Annotated in this window: 20 protein-coding genes; 9 read left to right on the top strand and 11 right to left on the bottom strand. The window is 40.6% G+C overall.

Annotated features, from left to right (window positions below):
* Positions 1-34: 34 nt before the first annotated feature.
* Positions 35-751: a nucleotidyltransferase domain-containing protein gene (locus AACU33_RS21255; RefSeq protein ID WP_096590534.1), complete on the top strand. Its 717-nt coding sequence runs from the start codon at positions 35-37 to the stop codon at positions 749-751.
* Between the two features lie 72 nt (positions 752-823).
* Here the strand turns inward: AACU33_RS21255 and AACU33_RS21260 are convergent, their stop codons facing one another.
* From AACU33_RS21260 to AACU33_RS21280, 5 genes are all read right to left on the bottom strand, one after another.
* Positions 824-1,204, bottom strand: coding sequence for a DUF423 domain-containing protein (locus AACU33_RS21260; RefSeq protein ID WP_096590535.1), 381 nt, complete (start codon positions 1,202-1,204; stop codon positions 824-826).
* A 68-nt stretch (positions 1,205-1,272) separates the two neighbouring features.
* A complete protein-coding gene (locus tag AACU33_RS21265; protein ID WP_096590536.1) occupies positions 1,273-1,764 on the bottom strand; it encodes a hypothetical protein in 492 nt (163 codons plus the stop codon).
* A gap of 462 nt (positions 1,765-2,226) precedes the next feature.
* Entirely contained in the window at positions 2,227-2,913 is a 687-nt protein-coding gene (gene bchM, locus AACU33_RS21270) for a magnesium protoporphyrin IX methyltransferase (RefSeq protein WP_096590537.1), read from the bottom strand.
* Positions 2,914-3,361: 448 nt separating this feature from the next.
* Positions 3,362-5,002 (bottom strand): nuclear transport factor 2 family protein, encoded by a 1,641-nt coding sequence (locus AACU33_RS21275; protein WP_339376193.1) that lies wholly within the window; start codon positions 5,000-5,002, stop codon positions 3,362-3,364.
* A 183-nt stretch (positions 5,003-5,185) separates the two neighbouring features.
* Entirely contained in the window at positions 5,186-6,451 is a 1,266-nt protein-coding gene (locus tag AACU33_RS21280; protein WP_096590538.1) for a phthiocerol/phthiodiolone dimycocerosyl transferase family protein, read from the bottom strand.
* A 458-nt stretch (positions 6,452-6,909) separates the two neighbouring features.
* Here AACU33_RS21280 and AACU33_RS21285 point away from each other — a divergent pair, with 458 nt between their 5' ends.
* A complete protein-coding gene (locus AACU33_RS21285; RefSeq protein WP_096590539.1) occupies positions 6,910-10,503 on the top strand; it encodes an NB-ARC domain-containing protein in 3,594 nt (1,197 codons plus the stop codon).
* Between the two features lie 53 nt (positions 10,504-10,556).
* Here the strand turns inward: AACU33_RS21285 and AACU33_RS21290 are convergent, their stop codons facing one another.
* Positions 10,557-10,907, bottom strand: a complete 351-nt coding sequence (locus AACU33_RS21290) for a nuclear transport factor 2 family protein (RefSeq protein ID WP_096595335.1) — start codon at positions 10,905-10,907, stop codon at positions 10,557-10,559.
* 470 nt (positions 10,908-11,377) lie between these two features.
* On the opposite strand from AACU33_RS21290, the gene AACU33_RS21295 reads away from it, so the two are divergent.
* From AACU33_RS21295 to AACU33_RS21305, 3 genes are all read left to right on the top strand, one after another.
* The gene (locus tag AACU33_RS21295; RefSeq protein ID WP_096590540.1) at positions 11,378-13,456 is read left to right on the top strand and encodes a cation:proton antiporter domain-containing protein; all 2,079 of its coding nucleotides are present in this window, start codon (positions 11,378-11,380) and stop codon (positions 13,454-13,456) included.
* Between the two features lie 144 nt (positions 13,457-13,600).
* Positions 13,601-14,308: a Crp/Fnr family transcriptional regulator gene (locus AACU33_RS21300; protein WP_096590541.1), complete on the top strand. Its 708-nt coding sequence runs from the start codon at positions 13,601-13,603 to the stop codon at positions 14,306-14,308.
* A gap of 275 nt (positions 14,309-14,583) precedes the next feature.
* A complete protein-coding gene (locus AACU33_RS21305) occupies positions 14,584-14,937 on the top strand; it encodes a response regulator (protein ID WP_445291795.1) in 354 nt (117 codons plus the stop codon).
* Positions 14,938-15,193: 256 nt separating this feature from the next.
* Here AACU33_RS21305 and AACU33_RS21310 read toward each other — a convergent pair whose 3' ends face one another.
* Both AACU33_RS21310 and AACU33_RS21315 read right to left on the bottom strand, forming a co-directional pair.
* Positions 15,194-15,952: a superoxide dismutase gene (locus tag AACU33_RS21310; protein WP_096590543.1), complete on the bottom strand. Its 759-nt coding sequence runs from the start codon at positions 15,950-15,952 to the stop codon at positions 15,194-15,196.
* A 222-nt stretch (positions 15,953-16,174) separates the two neighbouring features.
* Complete coding sequence (locus tag AACU33_RS21315) at positions 16,175-17,596, bottom strand: NADP-dependent isocitrate dehydrogenase (protein ID WP_096590544.1); 1,422 nt, start codon at positions 17,594-17,596, stop codon at positions 16,175-16,177.
* Between the two features lie 358 nt (positions 17,597-17,954).
* On the opposite strand from AACU33_RS21315, the gene AACU33_RS21320 reads away from it, so the two are divergent.
* The 4 genes from AACU33_RS21320 (at position 17,955) to AACU33_RS21335 (ending at position 24,218) form a co-directional block, all read left to right on the top strand.
* On the top strand, positions 17,955-18,668 hold the full coding sequence (locus tag AACU33_RS21320; protein ID WP_096590545.1) for a GUN4 domain-containing protein: 714 nt from the start codon (positions 17,955-17,957) through the stop codon (positions 18,666-18,668).
* Between the two features lie 77 nt (positions 18,669-18,745).
* Entirely contained in the window at positions 18,746-19,855 is a 1,110-nt protein-coding gene (locus tag AACU33_RS21325; protein ID WP_096590546.1) for an ABC transporter ATP-binding protein, read from the top strand.
* Between the two features lie 1,118 nt (positions 19,856-20,973).
* The gene (locus tag AACU33_RS21330; protein ID WP_096590547.1) at positions 20,974-22,323 is read left to right on the top strand and encodes a flavin-containing monooxygenase; all 1,350 of its coding nucleotides are present in this window, start codon (positions 20,974-20,976) and stop codon (positions 22,321-22,323) included.
* A gap of 521 nt (positions 22,324-22,844) precedes the next feature.
* Positions 22,845-24,218: an NAD(P)/FAD-dependent oxidoreductase gene (locus AACU33_RS21335; RefSeq protein ID WP_096590548.1), complete on the top strand. Its 1,374-nt coding sequence runs from the start codon at positions 22,845-22,847 to the stop codon at positions 24,216-24,218.
* Positions 24,219-24,279: 61 nt separating this feature from the next.
* On the opposite strand, the gene fdxB is transcribed toward AACU33_RS21335, so the two are convergent.
* The 3 genes from fdxB to AACU33_RS21350 all read right to left on the bottom strand — a co-directional run bounded on the left by fdxB (position 24,280) and on the right by AACU33_RS21350 (position 25,434).
* Positions 24,280-24,576 (bottom strand): ferredoxin III, nif-specific, encoded by a 297-nt coding sequence (gene fdxB, locus AACU33_RS21340; RefSeq protein WP_096590549.1) that lies wholly within the window; start codon positions 24,574-24,576, stop codon positions 24,280-24,282.
* Between the two features lie 150 nt (positions 24,577-24,726).
* The gene (locus tag AACU33_RS21345) at positions 24,727-25,026 is read right to left on the bottom strand and encodes a 2Fe-2S iron-sulfur cluster-binding protein (protein ID WP_096590550.1); all 300 of its coding nucleotides are present in this window, start codon (positions 25,024-25,026) and stop codon (positions 24,727-24,729) included.
* Positions 25,027-25,062: 36 nt separating this feature from the next.
* Positions 25,063-25,434, bottom strand: coding sequence for an iron-sulfur cluster assembly accessory protein (locus AACU33_RS21350; RefSeq protein ID WP_096590551.1), 372 nt, complete (start codon positions 25,432-25,434; stop codon positions 25,063-25,065).
* Positions 25,435-25,445 lie beyond the last annotated feature (11 nt).

Below are 25,445 nucleotides of genomic sequence, written 5' to 3' on the forward strand. Positions count from 1 at the left end.
TTCAAATTCTTATTGAATTTTGAATTAGTATTACATGGATATTCCTGTTTCCCTTAACAGCGTTATTCTGCAACAGCCTTACCCACTTTTATTTACTAGTATTAGTGGTTCTCATTTATATGGCTTTCCTTCCAGGGATTCTGATTATGACTTACGTGGCGTACATATTTTGCCAATACCAGAAGTAGTTGGCTTAAATACTGGGACTGAAACTATTGAGATTTCAGAAATTCGAGATTCTATACAAATTGATTTAGTAACTCACGATATCAAAAAATTCTTTTTGCTGTTGCTGAAAAAGAATGGCTATGTTTTAGAGCAATTATATTCACCTTTAGTATTACAACAATTACTAGAGTATGAAGAGTTAAAAGTTATTGCCAAAGATTGCATTACCCGTCATCACAGTTACCATTATTTGGGGTTTGCGGCAACGCAATGGAAACTTTTTGAAAAAGAACAGCCACATCGAGTCAAGCCATTACTTTATGTGTATCGCGTGCTATTAACAGGCGTTTATTTAATGCAAACAGGGGTAGTTGAAGCGAATTTGATCAAGCTTAATGAAGTATTTAATCTACCATACATTCCCGATTTAATTGCCCAAAAGCTAGCAGGTGGAGAACATGCTTATTTATCAGATGTCGATCTAGCTTTTCATCAAAAAGAATATCAGCGATTGCGCGATCGCTTGCAGGATGCTTACGCAGTTAGCCAATTACCTGAAGTACCCATTGCGAAGGCGGCTTGACACGATCTACTGTTACGCCTCAGAATTAAGAGTTAGAGATAACTAACTTTTCATCTCTAACTCCTAAATCTTTTAAAATTTTAAACTCCAAGCCGCAAAGGCTAAAGCACCCCAACCAGCTAGAAAAGCAGCGCCTCCCAATGGTGCGATCGCTCCCAAAGATTTCACACCTGTTAAGCTAAGAGCGTACAAACTCCCTGAGAAAATAGCAATCCCAATAATAAACAGCCAACCACTTGCTATGAGGGTAGATGGCGGCGATTCAGCGCGACTAAGCAGTAGTGCTACTACTAACAGCGCTAGAGCGTGATACATTTGGTAACGAGCGCCAGTCTCGAAAATTTCTAGCGAGCGATCGCTGATTCTTTCCCGTAAAGCGTGGGAAGCAAACGCACCAGCGGCAACAGATAAACCACCTAAAACAGCGGCTATACTCAAAAAAAGCTGCGTCATGAGACCTAGCCTTAAATTGGTGTAAAATTTAGCGGTGTAGAAGTATTAACCGCTAATTGAGATTTAAGTTAAATCTCAAAATGATATGATATAGCCCCGTCCTCGCTCACCTTAAAATTGGCATTGAATTCTTTAGCTTTCTCATCTAAATATTGTCTAGCGGCGATTGCAGGGAGTTCGGATTTAATTGCAAAGCCAAGCAGAGTCATTCGTCCTTTATTTTCTTGTAGCATTTGATAAAAAATCGATTGCAGGCGCTCGTTCATTTGTTGATTTAATGCCTTTTTTTCTTGCCTGCTTTGTCGATACAATCCTAAACTAAGCCATCCTCCTAAAATTAGAGTAGGAACGCCAAAAATTAGACTTTGCCTAGCAGTAGCATCAAGTAAATAGAGATAGTCTTTATTTACAAACTCTTGTGCATATTCTTCATCCTGTATTGGCGGTTGGATGAGTTTCAACATATTATGTTTCTCAATTCCTGCTGAGACTGATAGCGTTAAAAACATGAATCCGAGTGTGAGTAGCCAACCAGCGGCTAATTTTTCAGCAGTTTTCATAGTTCCATCTCAGATTTGAACCTTGTTTGCGATTCTAACCTTACTTTGGCTGAGGTTCCATTAATTGCCAAAATCTAGCAATAATTTTGTTAAGAAAGTATAAAATTTTAGTGAGGATGGATGAGGGAGTGTGCGGAGTGTGCGGAGTGGGGGAGGACAAGGAGGAGCCACTGTGTTGTGCGGGTTTCCAAGGCACTCCGTTGGGCGGCTAGCCTTCGGCAACGCCAAGGGCGAACGCCGACTTGTTCGCTGAAAGCGTTCCCGTTCGCGTCAGCGTCTCCGAAGGAGAAGGGTAGGAAGTGCCGTCGCGTTGTAGCAAGTGGCGTTGACAAGGTAGAGAAGATAAATGACAAATGGCTATTGCCTATGCCCCATGACGCCACTTGCTACCCTGCGGGAAGCCGCTTTGCGTCTACAAGCTGGGAAACCCTTCCAACGCAGTGGCTCCCCCATGCCCATTTTTCAACTACGTGTAGCTTCCAGCAGGCGGGAAAAGTAGAAGCGAGTCTTAGTCAGCGCTTTTCGTTGTATGGCGAAACCGTTGCTTTCGAGGATTTTGATAACATCTGCTTCGCGGTGTAGATAAGCGCGAGTTGTCTTACTCGGCCCGGGAAAGAAACTACCAATTTTCTTGAGTAGAGTTAAAGCGCAGGTTTTAGGTGCAAAACTGAGAATAATTCGTGACTGTGCTAACGAACACAGGTGAGAAATCATTTCATCTGCTTTTTCTTGCGGGTAGTGAATGAGAACATCCAGACAAATCACAGTGTGGTAGCTACCAGTTAAAGATTCTAAATCTTGCACTGTAAAAGTGGGATTTCCAGGGTTTCCTAAGGTTTGTAAGGCTCTTTCTTTGCCTTCTGACACCATTTTTTCGGAAATATCGCTGGCATAGACTTTAGCACCTTCTGCCGCCAAAGGAATGCTGAGACTACCTACACCACACCCAGCATCGCAGATGGACAAGGTTGCTAAATTGTTATCAGCTTTTAACCAGCCGATGACAGTATCCACAGTTTGTTGATGTCCGTTGCGGATGTCTAGCTGGACTTTGTTAACTTCACCATCGCCGTAAATCCGCTTCCATCTGTCAAACCCTGTGGAATTGAAATACTCACGAACAATAGTTTTATCGTCGGCTGCGTTCATAAAGTTTGATTTCTAAGGGTTCCCAATGCTTAAAATTATCATTGATGGGAACCACAAAGTACGCTCGGTTTTACAGATTTTTCCTCATGTGTCTGATTGTAAGGGTAAAATGCGATCGCTTGTTCTTCACTAACGATACAATCCGACTCAGACTTGCTGAGAAATCCTGGCAAAAGCACTGTCTCACAGCATTTCACAAAACAGTATGTGTTTAGTGGGAGTTAAAGTCACCGAACTAGAGATTTGCACAGTCAAGTAAAAGCACTCAAGTTTCTCTAAGGAAAAATGAGTGCTAATAGATAACAACATTACAAAAACTATCTGCCTTGATAGACCGAAGTAGCTATAACAGTAACAACCATTCAGTAAATAAACTGCAAGCAAATTTACAAATAGATTGTTAATAATAATACTACTTCTTGTAGTCTAAAGGTTGGTTTGCTACATCTTAAATGCGGACACCAGTCTGAGAAGCATCTGGATAAACTCGCCATTCGTAAATCTTATCGCCATCAAAACGATAAATATCTACACAAGGAACTTGAACAAATCGTTTGTCCAGTTTATGAATATAATTAGCATCCATTTCTAAAATAATGGTGTTGCCAATCTCCCACATTCCTCGTGTGTTGTGAGTTGTGAGTTTGAGAGTTTTATAGATATGAGTTAACAAATCTCCACAGGCTTCTGGCCCAATTACAGGGTCGTTCGCACCAATTTTGTAAAGTAAATTCGGAGAAAAGAAGGTTACAAACTCATCCCAATTTTCAGCGTGTAAAGCTTCATACATTTTCTCCAATTTTTTGGTTAATGAACCGCTAGAGTTAGCAGCTTTAGGCTCGGCTTTATCTTTGTCAAATACGAATACCGGATCGATATTCATATAAATTCGTAATTCCTGGACTTTATCGCCTTTGAAGGCAATTGTGTCGCAACAAGGAAGTGTAAACACTTTACCGTCGTGGCGAATGTAAGTAACATCCATTTCACAGATAACTGTGTCTCCTACTTCCCACATATTCTTAATGTGGTGATAAACTTTGGCAACTGTTGCTAAGAAATCAACAGAAGATTCTCTAATACCTTGCGGGCCATAAACAACTGGAAAGTTGCTGAATTGATACAAAGCATCTTCGGTGTAGAACTTGACAAAGTTTTCTACATTCATCGATTCGCCTGCTTGAAACATCTGGCGGACAATTTCAGATTTTGTACTCACAGATGTTTGTGGATATGTCAATGTTATTGTATTTCCTTCCCCATTATTTCTGCTTTCAATGATATTTTTTCTGCCCAAGTAAGCATTAATAGGAGCGCTGGATGTAGAATAAACTCTCTGAGCATTTGATTCTAGTTTTTGGGAATTTAAAAACCAGTAATTTGTCCCATTAGCTTGGTTATATTCTGCTTCTGCTCTAGTAAAGTTTTCTTTGGCTTTGCGAGTAACTTGATTAAACTCCAGCTGTTCGCCGTTTGGCCCTTTGCAGTACAATAGTGCCCACCCGTCAAAATCGCCACTAAAATCTGTCTTAGCAAATTTAGGGGCAAGTTTTCTCATTTCTTCTGGCGAATTTGCTCGAATAATGCGGTTAACAACTACTTCAGTCAAACCCCGTCTTTGACATTCCTCTTCTAACTTTTTCGCAAAGACATCAATATCTACATCATCTTTCACATAGAAGGAAATGTGCGGTGCATTGGTATAACCAACGGAGGAAGGTATTTTTTCAAAAGCATTCGGTGCAGCAGATGTTAATTTAGCATCTCGGAAATGAATAATTTCAACTACTGTGTTACCAAAAGAAATGAATCTGACATCTAAAGCCATGTCTGTACCATCTCTGACGTTAGCAACTCCTACAGACTTTGGATCGATTCCTTTTTCAAGAGCCTCCACTTCCTCTTTTTGAAAGAGCAAATTATGTAAGGATTCACCATAAAATCCATCTCCACCAATAGCAACTTTACCACCCAATACTTCAAGGTAAAATTCTAGAGATTTTGGCAGATCGTAAACTGTAAGACCGAAGTGTTGTACGCCTTGGAGGTAATGTCCTAATCCCGATTTACCATTTTGATTGCTGTTCATGAGAGTAACTATCCGTAATTTCTTTGTAAGTAAGTCTGTGCAAATAATCATTACTGGTTTGTAGTTGCGCTTTAGCGCTGCATCTATAGCGCTAAAGCGCAACTACGAGCTAAATCCAAAGATTTTACTTTTCGTCATTTGTTTGAGCCGATATTAAAATGTGCTGAAAAAGACTGCGTTTAATCAATTAATGACAGCAACTCTATAGCGATTAAGTTGTTGCATTGCTGCTTGCTGAAGTTGCATAGCTTCGGCTGGTGAAGTTTCTGGATCTAAATAGGTACAAGTGAAAAACATTTGGTTTCCTACAGTAGCAACTCCGATAAAACGCTCATTTTTGAGGTGTGTCACCACAGCAGGCCCGTAAATTGCTTGGAGTTGGATATTGCCATACTGTTGCGGAATATTTAAACGCCCAAGATTAGAAACCAAAACTTCATGAGTATAGGCATCATCGAAGGCTTGCTTGACTTGACTAGGACTAGGATTGGTCTGCAAGAAAGCTTGGCTGGCGATAATTCTTTGAGCAACTCGATCTAGCGTGATTTGCGGATGAAGTTGAGATTTGAGCGATCGCGCAATATCCCACAATGTTAAATCAGGGGTAATGTCATGTGTCGTCATTCCCACGGAAGCATAATAACCACAATCTTCGACAATCAAAGGTGCAAGGTGTTGGCGAATATCAATAGGAGATACACACTTGAGATTGGACTGTTGACCGCTTTCTTGAGAAACTGCTAACAGAAAAGCCGCACAAATAGCAGCATGAACCGAAGTTTGCTCTTGACGACACTGAGAGATGAGCAAAGCAGTTTCTTCTGATGACAGTGACCAAGTTAGTAAACGAATAGTTTGATTTTCGGGCAATGTATCTGCTTTTATACTTTGAAAATCGTTAACACGATCGCTATTTTCTAAACTTGGCAAAATGGGTATTTTCCCAGCCTTCTCCAGAATTAACTCTTCATAACCAGGACGCACAGGTAAAATTTGCTGTTCGCTATCGGGTATACCAACAGCTTGCAAAATATCTCTTAGCAGGTAAACCGACGATAAACCATCTCCAATTGAGTGTTGAGTGGTGACAATGATTTCTGAAACCTCAGGAGAATGGACAAGTACTATCCGCAATAGAGGTGCTTGACTCCAATCAAAAGGTTGAGAAAGTTCTTGTTCAACTTCTCGTTGCCAATCTTGCTCTCCCAAACGCTGTACAACCCGCACAGGAATTTTAGCTGCATCTTCTTTAAACCAAGGTTGTCCAGATGCATCAGTCACAATACAAACTCGTAATAATGGATGTCGTTGCTGAAGCTTAATAAGTGCCTTTTCTAATTGACTAACACTAAATTCTCCAGTTATCTGTGCAGTGACTACAAAATGAAAAGGTGCTACCTGGTCATATAACCAAAAACTATGTTCTCCTGTACTTAGAGAGCGATGCATAAGTAAATAAACTCCATATATAAGTTAAGTAATTATTAGGCTTAGTTAAATTTCTCTTGAAATGTTAATCAAGAAGCCGAGACTCTGTATTCAATAAAAGTATTAATTTAACTAGCCGCCAAGGTTCAATTTCAAAGTAAATAACTCAACTCGATTTCATGCATAAATTTTTAATTGGGTTTTAATTAAGCATGAATAATCTTGATATTTATAAATATATTTGGTTTGTATGTGGGTGTCATTACAGTAATTGTCTGGAATTTACAAGATGAAAAAGTCAGTCAATGTCGGATATTTCTTTGTGAAATTAGAAAACTTATAAAATAAGGATTAAGCACTAATTTCACATTATTTTTTTAAATATTTAAATCTACCAGAACAGAATTTATCTCCTCGCAACTTTAAAAGTGTCTGGAAAAGTCAGGTATGATTACCAAGTAGGAGTCAGATGTAAAAAGATGAGCCTGGAACTCAAGGTCTCTGTTGTAAATGCTGCGTTATTTGAGCGTTTTGGTAGATATCTAAATGATGTCGAAACGTCAATTATTGTCGGTTCGCTGCAAAAGCAGACTTATGAAGAGATTGCACAAAGTTCTGGTTATTCTGAAAGTTATGTCAGGCGTGATGTAGGGCCAAAGCTTTGGAAGGTGCTATCAGAAGCACTGGGGGAAGAAGTCAGCAAAAATAACCTGCAAGCAGCATTAGACCGAAGGTTGCAGTCGCAACAACGCATGGTAAAAAGTTATGATGCCAACTCTGGGACTGCAAGCTTAGAACAACAAACTCAAGACTTACCTAAATCGCGTCAAGATTGGGGTGAAGCGGTTGATGTTTCATTTTTTTATGGCCGTCAAAGCGAACTTGCAACCCTCAAACAGTGGATTGTACAAGACCAATGTCGATTGGTTGCACTTTTAGGTATGGGTGGAATTGGTAAAAGTGCTTGTAGCGTGAAGCTAGCTCAATCTCTGCAAGTAGATTTCGAGTTGATTATCTGGCGCAGTCTGCGTAACGCACCCCCTTTAGAAACACTGTTAACTGATTTAATAGCGTTTGTATCCCACCAACAAGAAACAAAAGCGGATATAGGAATACTAATTCAATACTTGCGTAGTCAGCGTTGTCTGGTGATTTTAGACAATCTGGAAACGATTTTGGATGCACAGCAAGCTGGACAGTATCGCCCAGGTTATGAGGGATATAGCGAACTGCTGCGCTTGGTAGGAGAAACTAAACATCAAAGTTGTCTAATATTGACCAGTCGAGAAAAGCCTAGCGAAATCGCTACTTTAGAAGGGGAAGAACTAGCAGTGCGATCGCTAAAATTGGAAGGTTCGCCGGAAGTAGCACAGTCCTTATTACAGGCGAAGAGATTGGTGGGGAATGAAGCACAGAAACAGACATTGTGCGATCGCTACGGTAACAGTCCTCTAGCTATCAAGATAGTTACTACCTCTATTCAAGAATTATTTGATGGTGACATCGGTGAATTCCAAAAACAAGACACAATTATTTTTAACGGCATTCGGCGTCTTTTGGATCGGCAGTTTGAGAGGCTATCGCCATTAGAGCAAACCATTATGTATTGGTTAGCAATTAATCGCGAGTGGACAACAATCGCTGAATTAGAAGCAGACATTGTTGGGGCGATACCCAAAAGCAGAATTTTGGAGGGCTTGGAAGCTTTAAATGGGCGATCGCTTTTAGAGAAGAAATCTGGTAGCTACACTCAACAACCTGTGGTCATGGAATACGTCACTGACCGATTGATTGAGCAGATTGTTAACGAATTAATTACAAAAAACCTCTCATTATTCCTCAGCCATGCCTTAATTAAGACAACAGTCAAAGATTACGTGCGTTCAAGTCAAGTTCGGCTGATTTTACAACCCGTTGCTGAACTATTTAGGAGAGTATTTAGCTCAAATTTCATTCTCAAACAACAACTTCAAGCAATTACAGAGTTACTGCGACAGCCAGAAAATAGACTATCTGGTTATGGTGGCGGAAATCTGATCAATCTTTGCCGTTATTTGCAAATCGATTTAACAAACTATGATTTTTCCGATTTAACAATTTGGCACGCCGATCTGCAAGGAATAGATCTACATCGAGTCAGCTTTGCCCGTTCCGATCTAGCTAAATCTAGTTTTACTCAAGCCTTTAGCGTTGCTACAACTGTAGCCTTTAGCCCGAATGGAGAAATTTTAGCGATCGGAGATGGTACGGGGAAAATTAATCTCTGGCAAATTCTTGGTAGCAAGGGACTGACAGCAGAAATAGGTCAACCACTTTTAACTCTCAAAGAACACCAAGCTTGGATTTGGTCAATTAGTTTCAGTCCTGATGGAAAGACAATTGCTAGCGCCAGTGAAGACCGCACCATTAGGCTGTGGAATGTAAAAACAGGTGAAAGCTTAAGGATTTTACATGGACATACGGGGATGGTATCGTCAGTTACCTTTAGCCCCGATGGTCAGACTCTTGCTAGTGGCAGCGCCGATTTAACCATTAGGTTATGGGATGTCAACACAGGCCAATGTTTGAAAATTCTTTCTGGACATCACCATCAAGTGCGCACAGTTGCCTTTAGCCCTGATGGTCAAACAATTGCTAGTAGTAGTGACGACCAAACTATTAGGCTTTGGCAAGCCAGTACAGGTCAAGTTTTGAGAGTTTTAGAAGGGCACACCAGTCCAGTATGGGCAGTTAGCTTTCACCCTGATGGTAAGACCCTTGCTAGTGGTAGCCACGACCAAACTGTTAGGCTTTGGGATACTCACACGGGTAAATGTCTCAAAACTTTACAGGGACACGACAGTATAGTGTGGTCAGTCGCTTTTCACCCCAATGGGCACATTCTGGCCAGTGGCAGTGGAGATGCAACTGTCAGACTCTGGGAGACTGACACAGGGCAATGTTTGAAAATTTTGCAGGAACACGACAGCATGGTGTGGTCAGTTGCCTTTCACCCCAACGGGCAAATCCTAGCGAGTGGTAGCGAAGACCGCACTGTAAAACTGTGGGATTTGCAGAGTAACCAAGCTTTAAGAACATTTCAAGGCTATGCCAATCAGATTTGGTCAGTTGCCTTTAGTCCTAATGAAAAAATCCTTGCTAGTGGCAGTACTAATTCTTTAAGGCTCTGGGATACTGATACAGGTGAATGTTTAAAAATATTACAGGGGCATACGAGTTGGGTGACATCTGTTGCCTTTAGTCTCGATGGAAAAACCCTTGCTAGTAGCAGTTGCGATCGCACGATTCGCATCTGGGCTTTAGGTACGGGTGAATGTCTAAAAATTTTACAAGGGCATACAAGTTGGGTGTCAGGAGTTGCCTTCAGCCCTGTGGAACCAATTCTTGCCAGTGGTGGTTTCGACACAACTATTAAGATATGGAGTATTGATGATGGTAGATGCATTAATACTTTGCAGGGACATACAAGTTTCGTCTGGTCAACCGCTTTTAGTCCAGATGGGCAAATTCTTGCTAGTAGTAGCTTTGATAAAACTATCAGGCTGTGGCATATCCACAATGGTAAGTGCCTGAAAGTTTTGCAAGGACATAATAACTGGGTTTGGTCAGTAGCTTATAGTCCTGATGGTCAAACTTTGGTAAGTAGCAGTGCTGACCACAGCATTAAACTTTGGGATGCTAACACAGGTGAATGTTTGAAAACTCTACAAGCGCATACCAATCAAGTTTTTCAAGTCAAATTTAGCCCAGACAATCAAACACTTGTTAGTTGCAGTACTGACCAAACAATCAAACTCTGGAATGTGAATTCGGGTCAATGCCTTGCCACTTTACAGGGACACACAAATCAGATCCGTTGTGTTGCGTTCAATGGCAATGGACAAATCGTTGCTAGTGGTAGCGCTGATGATAGTATCAAAATTTGGGATTGGAAAAAGGGTGAATGTTTGAAAACCCTTAAGGCTGAGTTACCCTATCAAGATATGAATATTACAAATATTACAGGTTTAACCGAAGCCCAAAAAGCCACTTTGAAAGCTTTAGGAGCGATTGAGCAATGGACTCATCTGTGAATTCCAAATACTTTGCCAATATGAATTTGTATTAGTTTGATAGGCGATCGCATTTATGAATCCTGAATGTCCATTCGTCGGATTAGACCATTATCGATAGTGTAAATATGCTGAACCATTTTATCTATTATTAATTTTCCGTCTAAATCGCGTACAACTTGATGAACATCGACCACGATTTGTCCGCCTCGATCGAGTTGAAATTTCTGGGGTTCGACATGGGGATCGATCGATTTCCATTGGCGAGTCCAATAATTACGTACTGCTTCACGTCCGCGAACATAACCGCCTTCCATACCATTTGCCCATTCCACATCAGAGTGCATCAACGCGAGAACAGAATCAATATCGCGAGCGTTAAATGCAGCATAAGCTTTTGTGAGTAGATCTTGCTGTATTTGCATTAGGGTTTGCCACTCCATCACTTTGAACAACTCATCTTTGCAATTGATATAATCCTTTTAACATTTGCAACCCTAACCATGCACAAGGATAACTCGCTTCAGCAAAACATCGGGCGTTGATTTTGATATCTCTCTAAAAGTAGCGCACTTTTCAAAAATTAAATTCTATTTCTATATTTTTGGCATATTAAATACTGAATATGCTTTTTTACGCAAATTTTTATTACCGAGAAGTTTGATATCTCAATAAAAAAGTAATTATATCATGATTTTATGCTGATTTTTTTGTCACGAGTATTTATTTCGCAATTGAGACTTAATATAGATATAAACAACTAACTTAAGATAGAAGCATAAATGCGATCGCTAAATTTATGCTATTGAAGATTTAAATATTTAGCAAGATTCAGTAGATAGATAAAAATATTCATTTAGTACTGAATTCTACCCTTTAATGTAATTCCTAAACAATGGCATTAAACTTGGCAGATAGTCCCATCATTGCATTTACCATTCTCCTAGCAGTAATCTTTACTGTACCCCCTTTATTTGAGCGATTGCGACTACCTGGATTAGTAGGTTTACTCGTAGCAGGCGTAATTTTAGGGCAAAATGGATTAAAGCTGTTAAATTCTGAATCCGAAACTATCAAATTGCTCTCGGATATTGGCAAGATTTATTTAATGTTCGTGGCAGGGTTAGAGATTGATTTAGAACAGTTTCGTAAAACAAGAAATCGTTCAATAGGTTTTGGAACTCTGACATTTCTAGTTCCACTAATTGCTGGAATTGTTGCCGGACGTTTATTTAATTTTAGTTGGAACTCTTCAGTTCTAATTGGTTCTTTGCTTGCCTCTCATACTCTATTAGCTTATCCCATTGTTAGCCGTTTGGGAGTTGTCACAAATGAAGCAGTAACAGTTACAATTGGTGCCACCATTTTTACAGACACAGGTGCTTTGCTTGTATTAGCAATTTGTGTAGGCATTCATGGCGGAGATTTTTCTGCCCTCAGTTTAGTAACTTTGTTGGGTGGATTGGCAATTTATTCTGTTGTAGTTTTATTCGGCTTTGATTGGGCAGGAAAACAGTTCTTTCGCCGTTCTGGGGATGAACAAAGTAACCAGTTTATCTTTATCCTATTAGCATTATTTTTAGCCTCAGTCGGAGCGCAAGTAATTGGAGTTGAAAAAATTGTTGGAGCATTTTTAGCAGGTTTAGCCGTCAACGATGTTCTAGGACGCAGCCCAGTTAAAGAAAAAGTAGAATTTATTGGCAGTGCTTTGTTCATCCCTTGTTTCTTTGTAGACATGGGATTATTAATTAATATTCCGGCATTTCTGAAAACTCTCAGTTCAATTTGGCTGACTGTAGTTATTGTAGTGGCTTTAATTGGCAGTAAATTTATAGCGGCATTATTAGCCAAACTGCTTTACCGTTACAACTGGGCAGAAATGTTAACGATGTGGTCATTGTCTTTACCACAGGTAGCAGCGACGTTAGCAGCAACATTAGTTGCTTATCAAACGGTAAATCCAGCTGGCGAAAGGCTCATCAATGAAGGTGTATTAAACAGTGTGATTGTGCTGATGTTAGTTACGGCTATTCTCGGCCCGGTAATTACAGCTAGAACTGCTACTTTGTTACAGGTTTCTCAGTCAGATTATGAAACAGATAGGCTAACAACTTGGTGGGAAAATGCGGAGGAACAAGTAGTAGATGAAAACCATGAGCCATTCACTATTGTAGTACCGATATACAACCCCCAAACCCAACGATATCTAATAGAAATGGCAGCCCTAATCGGTCGTCATGAATCTGGAACCATTGTACCCTTAGCTATTACGAAAAGTCATGTTCAAATGGACGATCCCCAATTAGTAATAGCGCTAGAAGAAAGTAGAAAGCGATTAAATTTAACCAGAGAAATCAGTCAAGAATTTGGTGTAGAAGTATCGCCGACAATTCGGATTGATGACGATCCAGCTTTAGGAATTAGCCGTGTTAGTCGAGAACAAAACGCTAGTTTAGTGGTGATGGGTTGGTCGCGGACAACAGGTTTGCGTGCCCGTTTATTTGGTAGTGTAATTGATAGCGTGTTTTGGTCATCTCACTGTCCGGTAGCAGTGACGCGCCTGTTAAGCAGTCCCACGACTATCCAAAGAATTCTTGTCCCGGTTGGAGACTTAACACGGCAAACTATAGGTGCTGTCAGGTTTTCACAAATTGTAGCTGATGTCAATCAAGCAGAAGTAGTACTTTTACACGTGAGCGATCGCAAAACACCTCAAAACTTAGTAGACAAATTTGCCTTGCAAATGTCTGAAATTGCCGATAAAAGCCAGTTACAGGTGAAGACAAATATTCAAACAATTAGAGGTGATGATATTGCTAGAGTCATCATTCAAGAATCTCAGAAATTTGATTTAGCAGTGTTGCGTTCTGTCCGTTATCGCACAGCAGGTGGATTAGCCGTCAGCCATGTAACCACCCAAGTAATTAGAGAATTAAAATGCTCAATTGTTTTGCTAGGAGAACCTAACTCATGAGCAAGAAGTCAACGTCAGTAACTATAATTACTTATAAATGTTACAAAGTAGTTCTCTAGAGACAGAGAGAAAAAATCTAGATAGCAAGATAATTATTAATCATCTCCTAAGCTAATTTAGGTAGTATCTATCGCTTTTACACCTGTGATTCACCAGCCTCAAGAGTTAACAGAAAACCGCCTGCTAGATAACTTTCCACCAGAGGAGCTAAAACGCTTGCATCCTCATCTGGAGCTAGTTTCGCTCTCATTAGGAGAATTTATTATCTCGCCTGATGAGCCGATATCTTTTATTTATTTCCCTGTTAACTCATTGCTTTCTCTAGTAACAGTGATGGAGGATGGCTCAACAGTTGAATCTGGGTGTGTTGGACGTGAGGGAATGGCAGGTTTGCCAATCCTTTTAGATGCAAGTACAACGCCGATGCAAACGTTGGTACAAATTGCAGGCTTGGCTGTGCGTGTTAAAGCTCAGATCCTCAAAGAGGCGTTCGACAGAGGCGGCGCAGTACAAAAGCTTCTCCTCCGTTACATACATACAGTTATTGTTTTAGGTTCCCAAAGTACTGCTTGCAACGCTCTTCATCATCTAGAAGCGAGACTGTGCCGTTGGTTGCTCATGAGTAGTGATGGTATAGGTTCAGAATCACTTGCTCTCACGCAAGAATTTCTGTCCACGATGCTTGGCGTTAGGCGTTCTGGAGTTAGCGAAGCTGCTAGTAAACTTCAGAGTAGGGGCTTAATCCGTTACCAACGGGGACAGATCCAAATTCTTGATAGAAAGGGTTTGGAAACCTCTGCCTGCGAATGTTACGGTATCACCACAGCAGAATATCGCCGCTTATTTAGCTGAAGCTACGTCTTAACTATTTCAGGGCATTCTCGGCTGCTCAAGAGTTACAGCCGCTAAAAAATGCAACTTGTAGGCACGATAGCGCCTATATATCCGATACCGGACAGACTCAAGCTTGTATATATATCTACACTTAGACAATTTGGCATTTGGATGCTCTTGATAGGTATAGGGCTTCAATAACGGTATAAAAATCTACTAATTTTTATTCAGTCTGGTGAAAGAAACTATTTTTTCTGAAACTAAGACTATTGGAGGCTTTTATTAAGCGAATATTGATTTGTGATGATGTTGCTGATGACTCTTTTCTTCTTCAAACGATTTTACAAGCAGAGCCATGCCAGATTGAAATTGTTGATTCGGGTGCAGCGGTGCTTGCCTTTTTGGAAACAACCTCTAATTTACCTGACTTACTAATACTAGATGTGATGATGCCAAAAATAGATGGATTTGAAGTTGTTCGCCGTCTGAGAGAATCGGTTAAATTTCAATTTATTCCTATTTTGTTAGTGACAGGTTTAAATGAAGAAGATGTCATGAATGAAGACAATATCAAGATTGATGGCATTATCCATAAACCCTGCGATCCAGATACAGTAATTGCTAAAGTGCGAGTAATCTTAGATTGAAATTTCTCAAAATTAAGTTAATTTAAAAAGCCAGTGTCTCGAAACAGCGATGCAAGATACTGGCTCCAGATATTATCAAAAATTTAGGGTATTGCCATTAATTAGCTAGTAAGAAATGAAGTGTATCCAGAAAGTTATCCCTTTTCTAAAGCAAGATCTGGAAATAAAAAATAGTCCAATAGTTGAAAACTGACTATTAGAATTAGAGGACAGAGGGAGACATTAACTAATGCTCATTTCTCCCTCTTGTTCTAATCTAAGCAAACTTACTCGCGGCGGCAAATCTTTTGTTAATTTCATCCCAATTAACCACATTCCACCAAGCTTCTAAATAATCGGCGCGGCGGTTTTGGTAATTGAGATAATATGCGTGTTCCCAAACATCATTACCTAAAATAGGATATTTACCTGCACTGATGGGACTGTCTTGGTTAGCTGTTGTATTGACTTCCAATTTGCCATTTGTGTTGCGGACAAGCCAAACCCAACCACTACCAAATTGAGAAGCACCAGCTTCGTTAAATTGTTTTTTAAAGGCAGCAAAACTACCAAAATTTTCATTAATGGCGGATGAGATCGCTCCTGTTGGTTCGCCACCACCTTGGGGCTTCATAATTTGCCAAAACATCGAGTGATTCACGTGCCCACCGCCATTATTACGTACCGTTTTGCGAACATCTGCGGGTACGGTGTCAAGTTTACGTAACAGTTCTTCAACAGTTCTGCTTTTAAGTTGTGGATATTTCTCTAAAGCAGCATTTAGGTTTTTCACATAAGTTGCATGATGCTTATCGTGATGAAACTCCATTGTTCTTGCATCAATGTGTGGTTCCAGCGCATTGTAAGCATAGGGCAAAGGTGGTAATTGAATCGCTCCTTGAGTAGTATTTGGTGTTGGTAGGGGACTGCTGGAACTGGCACTAGGAGATTGCTCTGCTGTAGCACAACCATCTAATGCAAAAGTCCCCGTACCTACTGCGAGTAAAAACAAGAAATGGCGTCGATTAATAGTCATAAAATTTTTTGCAGCGAATCAATTAAATAACTTGATAAATTTTATTTTCTTCGATTCAGGTGGCAAAAAATCAAGAAATGGGGAATGGGGCATGAGGAAGATGGAGGGAGGGAAGTGTGGGAAGTGTGGGGAGAGAGGGGAGAAACTTCCTTGACTCGTTTGTATCCCCTGCTCTTTGCTCTCTTGCTTTTTCTCAGTCCCTAGCCCCTAGTTCCTTTTCTATTAACCAAAATGTTGAATAATGGCGTCGGCAAATTCAGAACACTTGAGGGGTTCTACAGGTGGTTCTAGCAACCGCGCTAAGTCGTAGGTGACTTGACGGTTGGCGATCGCATCTCCTAAACCTTTCTTAATTAAATCTGCGGCTTCTTGCCAACCCAAATACTCAAGCATCATCACACCAGACAAAATCACCGAACCGGGATTAATTCTGTCTAAGCCGGCGTGTTTGGGTGCTGTACCGTGGGTAGCTTCAAAGATGGCGCAAGCATCACCAATATTCGCCCCTGGCCCCATTCCTAAGCCGCCCACAATCGCAGCCGCCGCATCGGATAGGTAATCGCCATTCAAGTTCATCGTCGCCAGAATCGAATATTCATCGGGTCTGGTTTGGATTTGTTGAAAGATACTGTCAGCAATTCGGTCATTGACCATGATTTTTTCTTTCCACTTGCCGTTACCGTGGCTATCCCAAATTGCATTAAGAACTGTTTCAACTTCCTTGACAATTTGCGCTTTTTTCTCTGGAGTTAAAGCATCAAATCCAGGGTCAACTAGACGGGCATTTTCTTCTAAGGAAATATTGGGATTTTTCTCTTTGTTGCTCAAAATCCAAGATTCCCGTTCGGTGACGCACTCGGCACGAAATTCGCTGGTTGCGAGTTCGTAACCCCAATCACGGAAAGCGCCTTCGGTGTACTTCATGATGTTGCCTTTATGCACCAAAGTCACCTGTTGCTTGTTTTGGGGCAATAGTAGGGCGTGTTTAATCGCACGGCGTACCAAGCGCTGAGAACCCTTTTTGCTGATGGGTTTGATGCCAATCCCAGAATCTAAAGGAATTTGCTTTTTGCCGTGTTCTGGGGTGGCGGGGATGAGATCTTCGTTGAGAATTTTAATTAAGCGATCGCCGATTTCGCTACCTTGTCGCCACTCAATCCCCAAATAAATATCTTCTGTATTTTCCCGATAAACAATTACATCCAGTTTTTCGGGGTTTTTGTGGGGTGAGGGTGTCCCTGCATAGTAACGGCAAGGACGCACGCAAGCATACAAGTCAAAAATTTGTCTTAGTGCCACATTCAAGGAACGAATGCCGCCCCCCACAGGAGTTGTTAGAGGCCCTTTGATAGCAACACCATATTCTTCAATTGCCGTTAGCGTATCCTGGGGTAAATATTGGTATGTACCATATAAATCGCACGCTTCATCCCCAGCGTAAACTTTAAACCAACTAATTTGACGTTTACCGTTATATGCTTTTGCTACCGCAGCATCAAGTACTTTTTGGGCAGCAGGCCAGATATCTATACCCGTTCCATCTCCTCGAATAAAGGGGATAATTGGGTTATCAGGCACAACTGGTTCACCATTTTTGAAGGTAATTTTTGCTCCAGTTGTTGGGGGGGTAATCTTTTCGTACATAAATCACACGCTCCTGATCGATTGGCGGCCAGTCAAATACAGAAAATTTTTTATGGGAGGCTTGCAAATTTTACTGCGTATTTGCTCTGAAATTGAGGATGAGACAGCAGGAAGTAGAGGTAAATCAGGTACAGAGAGGTTTTTACCATAATCCTTTGTCCCTTCTCTTCCTTTGAGGTGCAGATTTTCCCCCTATTCACCTTGTACCTTATTTGGGGCTGAAGTTATGGAATTGAGCGAAGCGATCGCTATTTTGTACGATCAAAAATAGTAAACTACTTTTCGCTATCAGTGTTTCATCTTGAAAAACACACCATAGCGATCGCTGTTTCACAATCCCGTTAAAACGAGTAATGGCATGACAGACCCAATGATTGTATCAGGCCCTGCTAGTGACATCGACTCCCTTCGCCTCCAGTTAATCGCTGGGTCTCTTCAAGTCCAACAACAGATAATCCCACAATTAGCTGAATTGGGTAACGAGGGATTGGATGTATTGATGGAGTTTTTACTGAAACGTTCTGACACCCCAGCAACTTGGCTTGATGGCAAAGCCTACCAAGTACTCTACAACTCTGATGCACCTAAAGCCAAAGAATTTCTACAAACAAATTTTCCTGAGGGCATTGTACCTCTAAAATCAGAGTCCGGGATTAATTACAATCCCTTGCAACAAGCACTTGCTACCCAAGACTTCCAAGCAGCCGATCGCCTCACCATCCAAAAAATGTGTGAATTAGCGGGCCCAACAGCAACACAACGAAAATGGTTGTATTTTACTGAAGTGGAAAATTTCCCTACTGTTGACTTGCAAACTATTAATCATCTTTGGTTAGTCCACTCTGAAGGCAAATTTGGTTTTTCAGTACAGCGAGAAATCTGGTTAGGCTTAGGAAAAAATTGGGATAATTTCTGGACAAAAATTGGTTGGAAAGATGGTAATAATTGGACGCGATATCCTAATGAGTTTATCTGGGATTTAAGTGCTCCTAAAGGTCATTTACCTCTATCTAATCAACTGCGCGGAGTGCGAGTTATTGCTTCTTTATTTGCTCATCCAGCTTGGAAGTAGTTATCAGTCATTAGTCCTGAGTTATCAAAAGAAAGGACAAATGACAACTTACAAATGACAAAGGACAAAATCAAATAATGGCAAATGTTAGGCTAGAAGACATTAAGCGTAGATTTAACAACGTGACTGCGATCGAGGATATTTCTTTTGAAATTCCCGATGGGGAGTTTTGGGTTCTGGTGGGGCCTTCTGGTTGTGGTAAATCTACAATTTTACGCACGATCGCCGGTTTAGAGACAGCCACATCTGGCAAACTCTATATTGGCGATCGCTTGATGAATAATATCCCTGCTAGACAGAGGGATGTGGCGATGGTGTTCCAAAACTATGCGCTTTATCCGCACATGACGGTGGCGCAAAACATCGCTTTTGGCTTGCAGATGCGGAAAGTTGACACGAAGGTGATTCAAGATAGAGTCAGTACAGTGGCGCGATCGCTTTCTTTAGATAAGTTGCTGGATCGCAAACCCAAACAACTTTCTGGGGGACAGCAACAACGGGTAGCATTAGGAAGAGCGATCGCGCGTCAGCCACAAGTTTTCTTATTAGATGAACCTTTGTCTAATTTAGATGCCCAATTACGCGATGATACTAGGGCTGAGTTGAAACAGCTACATCAAAATTTGGGAATTACGACAATATATGTCACCCACGATCAAGTTGAAGCGATGACTTTGGCGGATAAGATTGTGGTGCTAAATCGCGGTAGGATTCAACAAATTGGCGATCCACAAACTATTTATGAGCTTCCTGCTAATCAAATGGTGGCATCTTTTTTAGGTAATCCACCAATGAATATTTTGCCAGCAATTTATCAGCATGATGGTTTTGATGTTAGCGGTCAGTTATTAGAAATTCCACCAAATTTACTGGAGAATTTACGCTTGCGTCAGGGACAAAGTGTGAATTTGGGAATTAGGCCTGAGCATATTTATATTAACGAACCACAAAGGCATGGAGAACACAGAGAAGACAAAGGGGGAGAATTAGTAGTTGAGGTGAGGGTGGTGGAACCTTTAGGAAGGGAAACTTTGATTCGCGTCAGTTTACCCGATTCATCGGCGTTATTGAATGTGCAGATTGGTGGTGGCGTGCGTTTGCATCCAGGCGATCGCCTTTCCCTACAACTAGATTTGAGCCAGTTGTTTGTATTCGATCCTTCGACTGGTGACAGAATTTTGCCTTAGAAATGAATGATTAAACAAGTACATAATCAAGTAATTCGCCTAGCGATCGCGCTGTCTTGGCGATAAATTTGCTATTAAACACACCAACATTGAAAATGCATAAATTTAACTGCGACTCAATTACAAGCAGACAATTAAACTGATATGTAGAGTTAAAAGCATTAATACTTATAGTAAACTTTAATTCTATTAGTAGTGTATTAGTTATATAAAAGTCTAATACTATTAATTTAATCTATGAACTTAGTAAGCCATCAGATGCAGTTATACTGAGTTCTTATCAAACAAGGCGTCGTCCATCTCGGCTCAATGCCGACAAGTTATTTTTAAACACAAGTACGATCTGAAATTACTCCAAATTATCCATCTCAAAATAATTGATTATACTTGTATTAATTAATATTTTATAGAGACATGTTAAGGAATTTTTTTAAATTAAAATACCGTATTCACTGCTACAGTTACACATCGTCAGTTCACCTAAGATTTGAAGCTAATAATAAGTCGGCAGAAATAAACACAACAATGAAGTTAAAGAATATAACGTCAAGCTTCCCGATGTTTATCAATTTTTTAGTCTTACTCCAATTCTGCAATCGGAACGATATGAAACTCTAGCCAACATAAACTAGGGTGTTCCGGGGTATATGACAACGACTTAACACGGCGTAGAAGTAGCGAGCGTGGCATGAGTCTTGCTACTAAAGGGTTACAAAAATAAAATTGCTCTACAATCTGAAAATTGCTGAAAAAGCTGATTTTTTACTGTGCCAATCGAAGTCTAAGTTATTTGGCACAGACTTTTGTCACCTAAAAATTAGAGGGGTTCAAATGGTACGGATAAAAGTAGTGGTTCTGGTCTGTCAAATCCTAATTTATAGGTAAAAGGCAATTTTTTAAACATAGTCTGGTGATGATTTTCAGACGATGCATATCGGCAAAATTAGCCTTGGCTACTTTTAGCCTAATACAGGTAATACGGGCAGCAATTAGAGGTATTTTTGCCAATAAATTGCACGTATTCCCTGATGTTATAGCCTAGGAATATCTCCTAGGTTGAGTGGGTTAACTCTACATCTGTCAAAAGTTTAGAAAATACTCAAGAAAAATTAAAAATTATGTTGGACACTACTCACAAGCATCTAATTCTTGGGGCTGGTATTGTGGGATTGGGTATGGCTGAAGCGCTCAAGAATGCGGGTATTTCCTATGACCAAGTTGATGCCAGCGATGACATTGGTGGAAATTGGTATCATGGTGTATATGAAACTGCACACATTATTTCATCACGCAAGATTACCCAATTTACCCATTTTCCTATGCCGGATAATTATCCGGACTTCCCCAGCGCTCAAAACATACGAGATTACATAAACTCCTTTGCCGATCGTTTTGATTTACGTAAAAATATTGAACTGAATCGTCTAGTTAACTACGTGCGGCCTGTTGAGAATAATCTTTGGGAAGTTACCTTTGATAATGGGGAACGGAGAATTTACAAAGGAATTATCATTTGTAATGGTCATCACTGGTGCAAACGTTTTCCTAAATTCAGAGGAGAATTTGATGGAGAGATAATTCACTCCAAAGATTATAAAAATCCTCAGCAACTACGTGGTAAGAGAGTTCTGGTGATTGGTGGAGGGAATTCCGCTTGTGATATAGCCGCAGAAGCAGCTAGGGTGGGAGCTAAATCTGTGTTGAGTATGCGTGAATCTGTATGGTTTATTCCCAAAACCTTTGCAGGTGTTCCAATTTCTGATTTAACTAAATGGTGGATGCCAGAATGGTTTCAGCGGTTTATGGCTTATGTAATTATTCTGCTGACATTTGGTAAGCACAAAGATTATGGTCTACCCAAACCCAAATATCAAATTTTTGATAAGCATCCGACCTTAAATAATGAGGTGCCTTACTATATTAAACACGGTCGCATTGCCTATAAGCCAAAGGTACGACGTTTAGATGGTAAGGAAGTTGAATTTGCCGATGGTAGTCGAGAAACCTTTGATTTAATTGTTTGTGCAACTGGTTTTCATGTTGCCTATCCATTTTTACCTCCAGAACTGCAACGGGTGGAAGGAGCAACAGTGAAATGTTATGGAGGATCGTTTCTTGAAGATTATAAAGGAATTTACTACATCGGTTGGGGACAAGCTAGAGGAGGTGTTGGTTCTTTAATTTCCGCTTTTGCACCGACATTTACTCGTTTTCTTAAACTCCAGGATGAAATTAAAATTCCTCTAGGTCTAGTCTTCAAAAAAATGGGACAGCAACTACCCACAACCCATCTTGAAGATCCACAAAAGATTTTTCGGGAATTAAAATTAGCCAATCTGTTTTTTCAACGGATAGTTCAAAAAGCTCACCGAGTTAATTCACATTATTCTCAGTTTGAAAATCATCCACTCCCACCCTTGGACAGCCCTAAACAGAAACAACGAATTTCCACTATTGCAGACTTTTGAGTAGTACTCAGCCAAGCATTGTAAATGTAAAATTTTATTCCGATGCCTCTGGGCGTAATCCATACAAGAGTTTAAAGTCTTCAGGCTTTAAGCTCTTTACTTGTTAGTAGATCGTCAATGCTACCCAACTCTGACCTACTTCTTAAACCACTCCTCCACAGACATTTTCAAGATAGGTCTAAGTAACTCGGTGCAAATAATCATCACTTGTTTGTAGTCGCGCTACTCTGCGAGAAGCCCTTCGGGTTCAGCAGTTGCTTCAAGTCGGGAAACCCGCCCAACGCACTGCTTCACCGCGTTGCGTCTATAGCGCTAAAGCGCGACTACGAGCCAAATACAGAGATTTTACTTTTCTTGACATAGTTTGGTTTTTTCTCATCGACTTATTTAATGTTTAATTGCTAACTTTGATACTTTTATGATTTTTTAAATTGTTCTAAATAGACCGAAATCTCTCTCATCATGCTGTTACAACTTTGTTAAGAAAAGTTACGCTCTCTTAACACAAGGAAATACTTCGTATGGTAGTTGCACTTGACAATAATGCACAACATCAGGTTGTAATCATTGGTGGAGGCTTTGGTGGACTCTATACAGCAAAACATCTGGCTAAAGCTAATGTGAATGTTACTCTCATCGATAAACGTAACTTCCACCTATTTCAGCCGCTTTTATATCAAGTTGCGACAGGTACCCTATCACCAGGTGACATTTCCTCACCATTGCGAGCTGTATTTAGCAAAAGTAAGAATACACAAGTGTTGCTAGGAGAAGTAAATGATATCGATCCCAAAGCACAACAAGTGATGATGGGCGATAGAGTAGTACCTTACGATACATTAATTGTTGCCACAGGTGCTAACCATTCCTATTTTGGTAAGGATCATTGGAAAGACTATGCTCCTGGCTTGAAAACTGTTGAAGATGCGATAGAAATGCGCCGTCGGATATTTGGTGCATTTGAAGCGGCAGAAAAAGAAACCGATCCCGAAAAACGCCGTGCTTGGTTGACTTTTGTGATTGTGGGCGGTGGCGCTACTGGTGTAGAGTTAGCAGGTGCGATCGCTGAGTTGGCATACAAAACCCTCAAAGAAGATTTCCGCAACATCGACACCTCAGAAACAAAGATTTTACTCTTGCAAGGGAGCGATCGCATCCTCCCACACATGGCACCAGATTTATCCCAAGAAGCAGCAGAATCTTTACAGGAATTGGGTGTGGCTATTCACACTAACACCAGAGTGACAAATATTGAAAATAACATCGTTACTTTCAAGCAAGGTGCTGAAATTAAAGAAATTGGCTCACAAACTATATTGTGGGCAGCGGGTGTAAAAGGTTCCCCAATGGGGCAAATCTTAGCAGAACGTACCGATGTAGAATGCGACCACGCCGGACGTGTGATTGTAGAACCCGACTTGACTATCAGGGGTTATAAAAACATTTTTGTAATTGGAGATTTAGCCAACTTCTCCCATCAAGATCTTAAAGCCTTACCTGGTGTTGCACCCGTAGCCAAACAACAAGGAGAGTATGTAGCTAGACTCATTCAAAAACGGCTGAAAGGTCAGACTTTACCACAATTTCATTACAACAATGTGGGTAGTTTGGCAATGATTGGGCAAAACTTAGCTGTTGTAGATTTAGGCTTCCTCAAACTCACAGGTTTCATTGCTTGGGCATTTTGGCTAGTAGTTCACATTTACTTCTTAATCGAGTTTGACACTAAATTGCTAGTAGTATTTCAGTGGGCTTGGAACTATATCACTCGTAACCGTCGCTCTAGATTGATTACAGGTCGAGAAGCTTTTACAGAAACTTTAACTAACAATAGCAATCCTTACCTGGACGAACAAAAAGTCATTCCTCTAACTCAGCTAGAAAACCGCGTGTGAAGCGTTCATTTTATACGTTTCATCGGTGATTTTGTGCTTGTCAAGCTACCTACAAACTACATTAACTTAGTTCGAGTGGACTATGGGTGTAACAATTTTTCGGGCAAGTCCTAGCGCAAGCTTGACAGCCAATACAATACTCTGGATGAACGATGGACATAACTTTACGCTCGATTTCTTCATTTTCCTCGTCATCCACAAACTCACCATCCTCATTCAATGCTCGTAGTACTAGCACATTTCTACCGCAAGCCTTAAAGCATCGACCACAGCCAATACATTTATCTTGGTTAATTTCTTGCACGAATTGGGGTGTCCAGACTTGACCCCCGAAGGTCAAACCAGTGAGTATTGCCATAGTGTAATTTTCCTTGATGACCAATGTGAATTTTTTCCGATCGCATCCGTGGATAATTTTTTTAACGCAGAGGAGCACAAAGTCAACGTGGAGGTACGCAAAGTTTTGGAGATGGTTTCTCCTCTGCTGGCTATTGGTATTGACTGAGGATCAGACTAGATAAGGTTCTTGGTGAGTGCGAATCGTGCAGTCTGAACGGGGATAGGAGACACAGAGGACAATAAATCCTTTAGCCATTTGATCGTCATCGAGAAATACCTGTTCGGATTGATCTACTTCACCTTCAACGACTTTGGCGACGCAGCTAGAGCAAGAACCAGATTGGCAAGAAAAGGGTAACTCTACATCTTGTTGTTCTGCGGCATTGAGAATTGAGGTATTTTCATCAACAGGGATGGTGATATCGAGCGATCGCTTTTTATTAATTAGTCTGACTTGATAAGTTGTCATCTTCATGTCCTCCAAAATAAATTAAGGTTTTGAGTATCAGCTACAAGGTACGCCAGCAGGGCTGCAATTCCCTGTTTGGAATGATTTCCCACAGCCACAGGTATCTGTAGCGTTGGGATTGCTAAACTTAAATCCGCTCTCTAGCAAGCCATCGACAAAATCCACAACCACGCCTTCTAGTAATGGCGCGCTTTGGGAATCAACATATATCCGTAACTTCCCTTGTTGCAAAACTATGTCATCGGCTTGGGGAGTATTGATTACTTTGATGGAATATTGGTAGCCACTGCAACCGCCATCCTCAACAGCCACACGTATACCCTTTTGAGTAGCATTTTCATCTTTACTTGAGGCTAAAAGGAAAGTACGCAGCCGGAATTCTGCTGCTTCTGTTAAAGTTAACGTCATAAAATATACCT

It is taken from the genome of Calothrix sp. NIES-2098, assembly GCF_963875125.1.
Lineage (GTDB): Bacteria > Cyanobacteriota > Cyanobacteriia > Cyanobacteriales > Nostocaceae > Aulosira.